The organism is Pseudomonas sp. FDAARGOS_380, from assembly GCF_002591235.1.
GTDB lineage: Bacteria > Pseudomonadota > Gammaproteobacteria > Pseudomonadales > Pseudomonadaceae > Aquipseudomonas > Aquipseudomonas salmasensis.
On sequence record NZ_CP023969.1, the window covers coordinates 1259437 to 1272375 of the forward strand.

Annotated in this window: 8 protein-coding genes; 4 read left to right on the plus strand and 4 right to left on the minus strand. The window is 60.6% G+C overall.

The genetic code is table 11. The annotated features are described in order from the left end of the window. Window positions 1–11 precede the first annotated feature (11 nt). From aceF to msrA, 3 genes are all read left to right on the plus strand, one after another. A complete protein-coding gene (gene aceF, locus CRN80_RS06065) occupies window positions 12–1658 on the plus strand; it encodes a dihydrolipoyllysine-residue acetyltransferase (protein ID WP_098949752.1) in 1647 nt (548 codons plus the stop codon). Window positions 1659–2053: 395 nt separating this feature from the next. Continuing rightward, window positions 2054–4747 (plus strand): bifunctional diguanylate cyclase/phosphodiesterase, encoded by a 2694-nt coding sequence (locus CRN80_RS06075; RefSeq protein ID WP_032893899.1) that lies wholly within the window; start codon window positions 2054–2056, stop codon window positions 4745–4747. Between the two features lie 72 nt (window positions 4748–4819). Continuing rightward, window positions 4820–5467: a peptide-methionine (S)-S-oxide reductase MsrA gene (msrA, locus tag CRN80_RS06080; protein WP_032893900.1), complete on the plus strand. Its 648-nt coding sequence runs from the start codon at window positions 4820–4822 to the stop codon at window positions 5465–5467. Window positions 5468–5601: 134 nt separating this feature from the next. Here the strand turns inward: msrA and CRN80_RS06085 are convergent, their stop codons facing one another. The 3 genes from CRN80_RS06085 to CRN80_RS06095 form a co-directional block, all read right to left on the minus strand. Beyond that, window positions 5602–6438 (minus strand): 23S rRNA (adenine(2030)-N(6))-methyltransferase RlmJ, encoded by an 837-nt coding sequence (locus CRN80_RS06085; RefSeq protein ID WP_032893901.1) that lies wholly within the window; start codon window positions 6436–6438, stop codon window positions 5602–5604. 97 nt (window positions 6439–6535) lie between these two features. Then, window positions 6536–7261, minus strand: a complete 726-nt coding sequence (locus tag CRN80_RS06090) for a DUF4123 domain-containing protein (RefSeq protein WP_098949753.1) — start codon at window positions 7259–7261, stop codon at window positions 6536–6538. Continuing rightward, on the minus strand, window positions 7261–9282 hold the full coding sequence (locus CRN80_RS06095; protein WP_098949754.1) for a type VI secretion system tip protein VgrG: 2022 nt from the start codon (window positions 9280–9282) through the stop codon (window positions 7261–7263). Before CRN80_RS06095 ends, CRN80_RS06090 begins: the two co-directional genes overlap by 1 nt. Window positions 9283–9629: 347 nt before the next feature. Between CRN80_RS06095 and CRN80_RS06100 the strand changes: the two genes are divergently transcribed. Continuing rightward, window positions 9630–10577, plus strand: coding sequence for a hypothetical protein (locus CRN80_RS06100; RefSeq protein ID WP_032897632.1), 948 nt, complete (start codon window positions 9630–9632; stop codon window positions 10575–10577). 441 nt (window positions 10578–11018) lie between these two features. On the opposite strand, the gene putP is transcribed toward CRN80_RS06100, so the two are convergent. Then, on the minus strand, window positions 11019–12503 hold the full coding sequence (putP, locus tag CRN80_RS06110; protein WP_032893906.1) for a sodium/proline symporter PutP: 1485 nt from the start codon (window positions 12501–12503) through the stop codon (window positions 11019–11021). Between the last annotated feature and the right edge of the window lie 436 nt (window positions 12504–12939).

Sequence of the window (12939 nt, forward strand, 5' to 3'; positions counted from 1 at the left end):
GGAGATTTTTTGTGAGCGAACTCATTCGCGTACCTGACATCGGCAGCGGTGAAGGTGAAGTAATCGAGCTGTTTGTGAAGGTCGGCGACACCGTCGAAGCCGACCAGAGCATTCTGACCCTGGAGTCGGACAAGGCGAGCATGGAAATCCCTGCTCCCAAGGCCGGCGTGGTCAAGAGCCTGAAGGTGAAGCTGGGCGACCGCCTGAAAGAAGGCGACGAGCTGCTGGAACTGGAAATCGAAGGTGCTGCTGATGCAGCCCCTGCGGCCGCGGCTCCGGCCGCCGCTGCACCTGCACCTGCTGCTGAAAAACCTGCCGCTGCCGAGGCTGCTCCAGCCCCCGCTGCTGCACCTGCCGCCGCGACCGTCCAGGACATTCACGTCCCGGACATCGGCTCGTCGGGCAAGGCCAAGATCATCGAGCTGCTGGTCAAGGTCGGCGACACCGTCGAAGCCGACCAGTCGCTGATCACCCTGGAGTCCGACAAGGCCTCCATGGAGATCCCATCGCCGGCTGCCGGCGTGGTGGAAAGCATTGCGGTCAAGCTGGAAGACGAAGTCGGCACCGGTGACTTCATCCTCAAGCTCAAAGTACAAGGTGCTGCGCCAGCCGCCGCACCCGCACCGGCTGCTGCTCCGGCGGCCAAGGCTGAAGCGGCACCTGCCGCTGCTGCCCCTGCGCCGGCCGCAAAAGCCGAAGCTGCGCCAGCCCCTGCGGCTGCCGCACCTGCGCCAAGCGGTGCCAAGGTTCACGCCGGCCCAGCCGTGCGTCAGTTGGCCCGTGAATTCGGCGTCGAGCTGAGCGCTGTTGCAGCCAGCGGCCCTCACGGCCGTGTGCTGAAGGAAGACGTGCAGGCTTACGTCAAAGCCATGATGCAAAAAGCCAAGGAAGCTCCGGCTGCCGGCGGCGCTACCGGTGGTTCGGGCATTCCGCCGATCCGTACCGTGGATTTCAGCCGTTTCGGCGAAATCGAAGAAGTGCCGATGACCCGCCTGATGCAAATCGGCGCGGCAGGCCTGCACGCCAGCTGGCTGAACATCCCGCACGTGACCCAATTCGACCAGGCCGATATCACCGACCTGGAAGCGTTCCGCGTTGCGCAGAAAGCCGTGGCCGAGAAGGCCGGCGTGAAGCTGACCGTGCTGCCACTGCTGCTCAAGGCCTGTGCACACCTGCTCAAGGAACTGCCGGACTTCAACAGCTCGCTGGCGCCAAGCGGCAAGGCGATCATTCGCAAGAAGTACGTGAACATCGGCTTTGCGGTCGACACCCCGGATGGCCTGCTGGTACCGGTCATCAAGAACGTCGACCAGAAGAGCCTGTTGCAACTGGCTGGCGAAGCGGCCGCACTGGCTGCCAAGGCCCGCGACAAGAAGCTCACCCCGGACGACATGCAGGGCGCCTGCTTCACCATCTCCAGCCTCGGCCACATTGGCGGCACTGGCTTCACGCCAATCGTCAACGCGCCGGAAGTGGCGATCCTGGGTGTGTCCAAGGCCACCATCCAGCCTGTGTGGGACGGTAAAGCGTTCCAGCCCAAGCTGATGCTGCCACTGTCGCTGTCCTACGATCACCGCGTGATCAACGGCGCCGCGGCTGCGCGCTTCACCCAGCGCCTGAGCCAGTTGCTGAACGACATCCGCACCATCCTGCTGTAAGGCGCAAGGCCTTCCTGTTACCGGGAAGGCCCTTGCCACACCGATTTCCGAGCGCCACGCTCGTACCTCAACCCCGCCACTTGGCGGGGCTTTTTTTGCCTGTGTTTTCTGTAGGAGCGAGCTTGCTCGCGAAGATCGTCAACGATAACGCAGGTACTCTGGTTAAACGCGGTGTTCTGGCGTTTTTCGCGAGCAAGCTCGCTCCTACAGAGAACAGGTGTGAACCACCGATCACCCCAATTACAGAAATCACCCATGCGGCCGATAACAGGCTTATAGCACTTAGCCTTCATCCTCTCTTGTCACTGCGTGCTGCATGATGCAACCTTGCCGCAGTCGACAGTCAAGAGGGCGTGAGCCCAGCGCAGTGCGCATTTTCCCAAGCGAGTTTCCCCATGAAAAGCCAACCCGATGTCGCCCGTATGGCGGCCGAGGTAGTGACGCAATTACCGGTGCCTTCGCGCCTCGGTATGCTGCGTTTCGAGCGGCTTAATGAGGCAAGCTGGGCCCTGCTCTACCTCGACCCCAATTGCGAGCGCCAGTTTGGCCTGCCAGCGGTTGAACTCTGCGCCTTGATTGGCACGCCCTACGCCAGCCTGATGGAACCCCAGGCGCGCTACCAGTTGCACGATGCGATCCAGCAGCAACTGGCCCACAGCCCCCATTATCTGGTGCGCTACACCCTGCACACCCATGACGGCCCGCTAAGCGTTTTGGAGATGGGCGAAGCCTACAAACAACACAACCGCCACCTGGTGCGCGGCTACCTGATGGTGGTTGAGGGGCTGTTCAGCGAGACCAGCACGCCCGCCCCGACCGTCGACCTGGAAAACCAGAACAGCCGCCTGCAAATCGCCCTGGAGCTCAACCAGCGAGCGCAGCAGGAACAGTTGCAGCACCTGGAGCGAGTACGTGCCCAGCAGGAATTGATCCTGCTGCTGGCGCGCCAACGCTACACCACGCCCAACTCCCTGCAAGAAGCCGCTGAGCTGATCACCCGCAGCGCCTGTGACATTTACCAGATCGACTGCGCCAGCATCTGGAACCTCGAAGGCCATCACCTGGTACCGATCTCCGCCTATCACCGCGCCGATCAACAACACCACCTGCCCGAAGCCATCGACGCCAGTGGCTTCCCGGATTACCTGGAAGCCCTGCATTCGAGCCGCGCCATCGATGCCACCCACGCCCTGCGCGACCCACGCACCCGGGAAATGGCCGAAAGCCTGCGCGCCAAGGACATCCACGCGATGCTCGACGCCAGCATCCGTGTCGACGGCCAGGTCGTCGGCGTGCTGTGCCTGGAACAAGGCGGCAGCCCGCGCGCCTGGCAGTCCGATGAGATCGCGTTTGCTGGCGAGCTGGCAGACCAGTTCGCCCAGGTCATCAATAACCACAACCGCCGCACCGCCACCAGCGCCCTGCACCTGTTCCAGCGCGCCGTGGAGCAAAGCGCCAACGCGTTTTTGCTGGTCAATTGCGATGGCGTGGTGGAGTACGTCAACCCCAGCTTCACCGCGATCACCCAGTACAGCGCCGAAGAAGTCCACGGCCATCGCCTGGCCCAACTGCCGGCCCTGGAAAACCTCAGCGAGTTGCTGTTCGACGCACCCTCGGCCCTGGCCAAAAGCAACAGCTGGCAAGGTGAGTTCAAGAGCCGCCGCAAGAACCTGGAACCCTACTGGGGCCAGCTGTCGATTTCCAAGGTGTATGGCGACAACCGCGAGCTGACCCACTACATCGGCATCTACGAAGACATCACCCAGACCAAGCTCGCGCAACAGCGCATCGAACGCCTGGCCTACACCGACAACCTAACCAACCTGGGCAATCGCCCGGCGTTCATTCGCAACCTCGACGAGCGCTTTGCCCGCGACAGCGACAGCCCGATCAGCCTGCTGTTGGTGGACATCGACAACTTCAAGCGCATCAACGACAGCCTCGGCCATCAGACTGGCGACAAGTTGCTGATCAGCCTCGCGCGCCGCCTGCGCAACAGCTTGAGCAGCGGCGGCAGCCTGGCGCGTTTCGCCAGTAATGAATTCGCGGTGCTGTTGGACGACGCCGACCTGGAGACCGGCCAGCAGGTGGCCAGCCAGTTGCTAACCACCCTCGACAAGCCGATGTTCGTCGACAACCAGTTGATCAGCGTCACCGGCTCCGTGGGCCTGGCCTGCGCGCCGCTGCATGGCCGCGACCCGCAAACCCTGATGCGCAACGCCGGCCTGGCCCTGCATAAGGCCAAGGCCAACGGTAAACACCAGGTGCAGGTGTTTACCGAAGCCCTGAACGCCGAGGCCAGCTACAAGCTGTTCGTGGAAAACAACCTGCGCCGTGCCCTGACCCAGAACGAGCTGGACGTGTTCTACCAGCCCAAGCTGTGCCTGCGCAGCGGTCGCCTGCTGGGCATGGAAGCGCTGTTGCGCTGGAACCATCCGGAAAAAGGCATGATCCGCCCCGACCAGTTCATCAGCGTGGCTGAAGAGACCGGGCTGATCATCCCTATCGGCAAATGGATCGCGCGCCAGGCCTGCCGTATGAGCCGGCAATTGACCGCCGCAGGCCTGGGCAACTTGCAGGTGGCCATCAACCTGTCGCCCAAGCAATTCTCCGACCCGGATCTGGTGGCGTCGATTGCCACCATCCTCAAGGAGGAAGAGCTGCCGGCCAACCTGCTGGAGCTGGAGCTGACCGAAGGCCTGCTGCTGGAAGCCACCGAAGATACGCGCTTGCAACTGGACCAGCTCAAGAGCTTCGGCCTGACCCTGGCGATGGACGACTTCGGCACCGGTTACTCGTCGCTGAGCTACTTGAAAAAATTCCCCATCGACATCATTAAGATTGATCGCAGCTTTATCCATGAAATCCCGGACAACCAGGACGACATGGAAATCACCTCGGCGGTGATCGCCATGGCCCACAACCTCAAGCTCAAGGTGGTGGCCGAAGGCATCGAGACCGCTGAGCAGCTGGCGTTCCTGCGCCGGCACCGTTGCGACGTGGGCCAGGGCTATCTGTTCGACCGCCCGATCCCGGGTGCCGAGCTGCTGCACAGGCTTAAACGCTACCCGCGCGGGCCAATCGCCTGACAGCGCTGTAACACTCGGGCACACTGGCTGTCTGACAATTTACTGTTACTCAACCTGACGAGAGGACTGATCATGGTCTTGCGCTCGGAAATTCTGGTGAACAAAAACGTGCTGCCTACTCAAGAACAAGCTCTGCCTGGCCGTGAAACCCCGATGAAGTTGCCCGAAACGCACTTCGTCAACGGCAACCCACTGCTGGGCCCGTTCCTGGATGACGTCGGCTTTGCGATCTTCGGCCTGGGCTGCTTCTGGGGCGCAGAACGCAAGTTCTGGCAGCGCGACGGCGTGGTCAGCACCGTGGTCGGCTACGCAGGCGGCTTTACGCCCAACCCGACGTATGAAGAAGTCTGCTCGGGCCTGACCGGCCATAGCGAAGTGGTGCTGGTGGTGTATGACCAGGCCAAGGTCAAGTACGAAGACCTGCTGAAGATGTTCTGGGAACTGCACAACCCGACCCAGGGCATGCGCCAGGGCAACGACATCGGCAGCCAGTACCGTTCGGTGATCTACGCCACTACGCCTGAGCAACTGGCGGCAGCCAAGGCCAGTGCCGCGGCGTATCAGCAAGAGCTGAGCAAGGCCGGCCTGGGTGAGATCACCACGGAAATCGAAGAAGCCCCGACGGTGTACTTCGCCGAGGCGTATCACCAGCAGTACCTGGCGAAGAATCCCCAGGGTTACTGCGGAATCGGCGGCACTGGCGTGACCTGCCCGATCTAAGGTCAACATAAAACCAAATGTGGGAGGGGGCTTGCCCCCGATAGCGGAGTGTCAGTTACGGATGTAATAGCTGATACTCAGCAATCGGGGGCAAGCCCCCTCCCACATTGGTTTGTGTTTGGCCGCAAAGGCGGTTATTCGGCGATAAGCCAATCCATCTGCCAGCCACCCTGGGTCTGGCCCAGTTGCTTGGACAACCACGGCAACAACTCCCGCAGCTCTTCTTCCAAGCCCCACGGCGGATTGGCAATCGCCAGGCCCGAGCCAGTGAGGGTATTGGGCGTGTCCAGCGGATGCACCAGCAACTCCACACGCAGCAGCTTCGGCGCACCGGTACCGGCCAGGTCCTGGTAGAAACGGCGCAACATGCGCTGGTCTTTCACCGGGTACCAGATCGCCGCCACCGTCTGGCGCATACGGCTGACGGCTTCCTTGAGGGATGCCGCGCAACGCTGCATTTCGTCGAGCTTTTCAAACGGCGGGTCGATCAGCATCAGCGCGCGCTTTTCCGGCACTGGCAGCAAGGCCCGTGGCACATGCCAGCCTTCGCCCAAGTGCACTTTGACGCGGCGATCACCCTTCATGTTGTCCTTGAGCAGCACGCCATCTTCCGGGTGTTTCTCATTGAGCAGCACACGGTCCTGGGGCCGCGTGAGGCGGCGCGCCAGTTCCGGCGAGCCGGGGTAGTAGCGCAACTGGCCATCCGGGTTCATCTCGTGCAGCACGCGCATGTAGTCGGCGGTGAGCGGCGGCAGGTCGCTTGCGCCCCACAGGCGGGCGATGCCTTCCAGATACTCACCAGTGCGGTTGGCCTGGTCGCCCTGCAGGTCGTACAAGCCAATGCCTGCGTGAGTGTCGAGGTAGGCGAACGGCTGTTCCTTGCGCGACATCAGGGCGATGAGGCGGGTCAAGGTCAGGTGTTTGAAGACATCGGCATGGTTGCCGGCGTGAAAGGCGTGACGATAATTCATGGTTGCTCCTGCGCAGGGGGCGAAGTTTACCTTCTACCGACGCAAAGGTGCAGGGCCGCACGGCAGGCGGCACGGATGTCACGCTATCACCAGGGGCTCAACCGAGTTGCGAGGCAAGGTAATCAGCCAATGCGCCATGGCTGATTTGCGGACTGCGTGCGAAGTAAGCGACCTTGTGCTGCAAGGTGGCTGGCGTAAACGCGGTGTAGAGGTCAGGGCGCTGTTCCTGGAGCCATTGCAGCAGATTGTCGACCAGCACCTGCGGTGACTGCTGGGCCATGTGCGTCAGCAAGCACGCCGGTACCTGCCACCAGGGGCTGGCTGGGGCCGCAGCGACTGACCTGGGCGCCACGGACAGCGGCTGGCCGTTGACCAGGTAGCGCTGGAACACCGGCAACGCGCGCGCCGCCTCGTCGCCTAATGACTGCAACATCGGCAAAAGGTGCGCGCCGTCCCAGAAACGCAAAAACACCGTCTGGTTTTCCGGCAGGTACACATGGGTCAAGCCCTGCAAATGCGCGACCACCACGTCCAGCGGGCTGGATGAGACGGCCAGCCAGCCCCAATCCGTCGCTTGGGTGGTGGCTATCCACTCGAGAAAGGCACTGCCCGGTTCAACGATGCCCACGTAGGGCATGACCTCATCCCAGTTGGCGTAGGCCGTGCCCGCCCAGATCGGTCGCGGCATCTTTGCCGCGGCCGTGGCTTGCCAGACGGCGAGCGGCCTGGAGTCGCTGGCATTGCCCAGCACGGCGTACAGCTGTTCATCTGGCTGCAACGGGTATTGCGCCAGCCAGGCACTGGGCGTCAAGGGTGCAGGCATCAGGACGCACTCCGCACATGGGCGCCGATGTCACACTGGCCGTTCTTGCAGCGCTCGCATTCTTCACAGAACGGCGCGCTGCGTTTCAGGCTGACCACTTGTGCGCGGCTTAACGGCGCGGGCACCACCGTCAATAAAGTCTCGTTCAATCCAGGCATCAACGGCGCCGGTGTCGGGGCAGGCGCGCTGCCGAGCTGAATCGGCACGCTGCTGAATATCCCGCCCGCCGATAACGTGATCGACTGCCCGCCCGCCTGGATCGTCACGCTGGCACCCGCATCAATGATGATGCTTTGCCCGGCGCCCAGCGTAAGGGTCTGCCCGGCCCGCATATGTTGCGAACCGCCGACCACCAGATGGTCATCCTGCTTGAGTTCCGTCAAACGGTTGCCATGGGTGATGCGCAGCTCCTGGCCCTGCAACTCATGGCGCGACTCGCCGCCCACCTGCACGCGACGCTGGTTATCGACCTGTACCTGTTGGTCATGCAGCACATGCTGGGTCCAGTCCCGCTGGGCGCGCAGGTAGATCTCTTCGGCGCCCTTGCGGTCCTCGATACGCAGTTCGTTGTAGCCGCCACCGCCCGGGCTGCTCTGGCTACGCCAGAGACTGCGGGTCTTGTCCGCTGGCAGGTCGAGGGGCACTGGCGTGGCGGCGTTGGGCAGGCACCCCACCACCAGCGGCATGTCCATGTCGCCATTGACGAACCCCACCAGCACTTCCATGCCCACCCGGGGGATCAGCACCACACCATAACGGTCATGGGCCCAGCCACTGGCTACCCGCAACCAGCAACTGGAATGGTCGTTGTGCTCGCCAATGCGATCCCAGGCCAGTTGCACCTTGACCCGGCCGTATTCGTCACAGTGAACCTCACTGTCAACCGGGCCAGTGACCACCGCGCTTTGATACCCCGACACCGTCGGGCGCGGCTGCTCTGGCAAGGGCGGACGAAACACCGCATCCCATGGCGCGGCCACAAATGCGTTGCGATAGCCCTGGCGCAGTTCCCCTCCATCCTCCTCGGTGACCGCCTCCTCCAGCACCTGGGGCTGCTTGCCTTCATGGCGCACCTGCGTCACCAGCCACAAGTCATTCCAGTCCTCGCGAGGGTGCTCACGCAACTGCAAAAACCGGCCACTGGCCAACGCCGGCTCATCGCCCTGGCCATGGGCACTGCGATAGTCGCTGCGGTGCCGCTCCAGGCCACGCTGGGCTAGGCATCTGCCTTGGGCTCGGTCGGAAAAGTTGCCGGGGTAGTGCTGCGCTTCAAGCTTGGGCAATGACTCGTCGACGGCTGCGCCTTCTAGCTCGACATGGGGTTTGCGAAAGTCGTAATCGCGCAGGTTCAGCGCCGTGGTACGGGTTGCCAATTGCAAGGTGAAGCGCTTGATCGCGGGAGTATCGGCCACCATTCCCGAACCTGGCCGGTAAGGCGTAGGCTGATCCATCTGGGCAAACACCGTCTGGTCATCGCCAAACACCAGCAGGTGCCCTTCGGGGGAATGCTGGAAGTGATAGTGAATCCCCAGCTCGGCACACAGGCGCTGAATGAACGCCAGGTCGCTCTCGCCGAACTGCACGCAGTATTCACGCTCCGGGTAATCACCGCTCAACCGGAACTCGAAACGGTCACTGTGAATCCCCTGCCCGGCCAACACCTGGGCAACAATCTGCGGCACCGTCTTATGCTGAAAAATGCGCTGGTGGCTGCTGTGTGCCAGGTACGCCAGATGTGGCGCAAGACTGAGCTGGTAACGCGTCAAGCGCCGGCCCGAGTCGCCCTGGGCAACCCGATACACCAGGCCATGAACGCCATGCCCCTGCTCATCGAAGCCCAAGTACACCTGGCGATGCAGCAAGCCCTCCAGGTCGATATCCGGCTGCTCGCAGACCAGCTCAAGTTCAAACCGGTAAGGCTGGCTGATGGCCTCGGTGCCGTTGAACGCGAACACCTTGAAGTCACTGGGCGACCCGTCCAGGGCCAGGGTAAATGCAGGTTGGTTGGCAGGAGCGAACATCCGGTGTTTCTCTGCGAAGGGTGGGCGGTCGATTCTGCACCAGCTTACGGCCGGCCTGAGCTCATACCGGGTAAATCAGTAAGGTCCTACCGCCGTCTTCATTTGATGGGGGGTAGCCGCGTGCTGAAGCCCCATTGCGGTAAAAATCCACACGTCTGACAGAATATTACGGCAGCCCAGTAGCCTGTTTCCCAAACGTAAAAACACCACCCCGAAACGCCCCTCCATAACCACGACACCCTCTCATCACCTGTTTAAATTGCGCAGCCATGTTCATTCAAAAGGAATGTTTTCATGGCAGGCAATCGCCACTCTTCGAGCCGATCACTATTGCTGGGGAATCTGTAATGTCCCAGCCCTATGCGTTTATCAATGACCAGCAACAAACCTCTGTGGAACTCAAGGCCAAATTACGCTTAGGAAAGCACGCCGAAGCCAAGTTCGACGCGCTCAACGCGCACATTCGCAATGTGGTGGTGCTACCGGGGCAACTCGTCATTATCGGCGACGACACTACCGCAGCCTGTACCCTGGAAGAGTCACGCTTGATGCGAGCCGCCTGGGATATTCGCCACAGCGTGATGGCCGAAGGCGGGGATGCCTTTGCAGTGCACAACTATGATTTGCTGCAAAAGCTGCTGGGGTATACCTCACTGGGTATAGGCACGGCAGGTGATGCCTGGAGCAAGCATTTGCAAGACATTGCAAAAACCCTGGAAGAAATTGATGCCCTGCATAAACAGTCACTACGCCGGGGCGGTGGTGCCGCCAGAGAGGAGTTTCTCGCACGACGCCGAACACTGTTTGCAAGGCTGGACGCTCAACTGCGGGGTTTTGCGCGTTATGGCACGGGGCTGCGCAATGAAGGCTCGATCAAGAAAATGCTAGGTGTCTCGACCAGAAGCTATTTGCATACGGGGGAGATAAGCCGGTATCAAGAGACCATCGCACGGATTTCGAAGACGGCGAAGCTGCTTAAAAACGGGACGCCGTTGGGGATAGCATTGAGTACGACGGTGACGGCGCTGGAGATAAAAGAGGCGTGTTCGACCGGGAGAGAGGAGCAGTGCAGGAAAGCCAGATATGTAGAGCTGGGAAAACTGAGCGCAGGAGTTAGTGGAGGCTTAGCGGGTGGTTTTGGCGGGACAGCACTGTGTATTTTTTTATTAGCTCCTAGTACTGGCCCAGGGGCTCTAGCCTGTATGTTAGTTGCCGGGGGCCTCGGCGGGGCAGCAGGAGGGCATTTTGGCGGCACGGCTGGCGAAAAGGTAGGTGAGTTTTTGTATGAGTATTGAGGCGTTCATGAATTGGCCCCCAATCATATTGGTCGCCATTAGCTCAATATCTGCAGCAATCATCTCAAACATACTTATGTTCTTTTTGTGCTACCGAAAACTCGAGACCATGGAAGCGCTCCTGGACAAATGTCGCCTGGTCGCCGTCCACAGCAGTTATTTGAGAAATTCACCAAGGGAAAGGATAGCGAGGCTTTGCGCAGTATATTGCGTCATTGCGCTACCCCGATTTAATGCTTGGCGAGGCGTCGCTGACCTAGAGCAGGCGCGGGCCTTTCCACGTCAAACAAAGCTTCTGCTCCATCTAACGTTCTTTCTCTGCACGCTCGGCTTGTCAGGGATGGTCGCCATCTCCTTTATTGATCCAGTAAAGTAAAAAAGGCCCGCGATCATAATACGCGGGCCTTTTGTTCATCCTCTAAGCGCTGAGCGCCCAGCGAATTACTTGTTCAAGTTGTAATCTTTTTCCGCAGCATCAAAACGCTCGACCATACCCACCGTCGGTGCGCCCATCTTGCTCACGAAGTAGATCGCCAGGCTGGCGAAGATGAAGCCTGGGATGATTTCGTACAGGCCCAGCAATTCAAAGTGTTTCCACACGATCACAGTGATTGCGCCGACCAGGATGCCAGCCAGTGCGCCGTTGCGGGTCATGTGTTTCCAGATTACCGAGATCAGTACCACAGGGCCGAAGGCTGCACCGAAACCGGCCCAGGCGTAGCTGACCAGGCCCAGTACGCGGTTTTCCGGGTTGGCGGCCATGGCGATGGCGATCAAGGCCACGAGCAGCACCATCAGGCGACCGACCCATACCAGTTCACGCTGGGACGCGCCCTTGCGCAGGAAAGCCTTGTAGAAGTCTTCGGTCAGGGCGCTGGAGCACACCAGCAATTGGCAGCTCAGGGTGCTCATCACCGCCGCCAGAATGGCCGACAACAACACACCGGCAACCCATGGGTTGAACAGGATCTTGGCCAGCTCGATAAACACGCGCTCTGGGTTTTCAGTCACCGGGCCTGCCACTTCCGGATGCGCCGAGAAGTAAGCGATACCGAAGAAGCCCACTGCCACGGTGCCGCCCAGGCACAGGATCATCCAGGTCATGGAAATACGACGCGCCTTGGCGATCGACTTCACCGAGTCCGCCGCCATGAAACGCGCGAGGATGTGCGGTTGGCCGAAGTAGCCCAGGCCCCAGCCCATCAGCGAAATAACGCCGATGAAGGTGGTGTTTTTCAGCATGTCGAAGCTGGTCGGGTCCTTGGCTTCAATGGCCAGGAAGGTGGTGTCTACGCCGCCGGTGGCCAGCAGCACAATGATCGGCGTGAGGATCAGCGCGAAGATCATCAACGTGGCTTGTACGGTATCGGTCCAGCTGACTGCCAGGAAACCACCGATGAAGGTGTAGGCAATGGTCGCTGCAGCACCGGCCCATAGCGCGGTCTCGTAGGACATGCCGAAGGTGCTTTCGAACAGGCGGGCGCCGGCAACGATGCCGGAGGCGCAGTAGATGGTGAAGAACACCAGGATCACCACGGCGGAGATGATCCGCAGCAGGCCGCTTTTATCTTCGAAGCGGCTGGAGAAGTAATCCGGCAGGGTCAGGGCGTCGCCGTTGTGTTCGGTCTGCACCCGCAGGCGGCCGGCCACGAACAACCAGTTGAGGTAAGCACCGACGATCAGGCCGATGGCAATCCAGCTTTCCGACAGACCGGACATGTAGATCGCGCCCGGCAAGCCCATCAACAGCCAGCCGCTCATGTCGGAAGCACCGGCGGACAGAGCTGTCACCACGCTACCGAGGCTGCGGCCGCCCAGGATGTAATCGGAAAGGTTGTTGGTGGAGCGATAGGCCATCAGGCCGATCAGCACCATTGCTGCGATGTAGATCACGAACGTGATCAGGGTTGGATTACTAACGCTCATAGGAGTGACGCCCTGGCTTTGTTTTTATGTAGCGACGGTCATAGGGACGGCCACCCGTGGATAACCGGATAGACGAACCTGCATGCCGCGCATTTATGACTGGCGTTTCCCCAGGAAAGCCGCCAGCCGATGAACCCACCCACAGGGTTGGTTGCACCTTGGTGCGCGAATGCTATTCAACAAAGCAAATAAGGTGCAACCAGTTTCTGCCGATTAAGTTGCACCCAAGTATGTTTTAGGACAAACGCGCTTTTTTTGCTCCTTTTCGGAGCAAGAACAGCCGATCCCAGAAGCAAATGCACCAGCGCGGAGCGGATTCGGTCGTGTGTTTATTTTTTTCCGATCAAGCGTCGAACATTTAACCAACAAAAGGGTTGCACCCGGTTGCACCTCGAGATGGGCAAAGCTAATCTTGCCGCCAGCAGATGCCACTCGG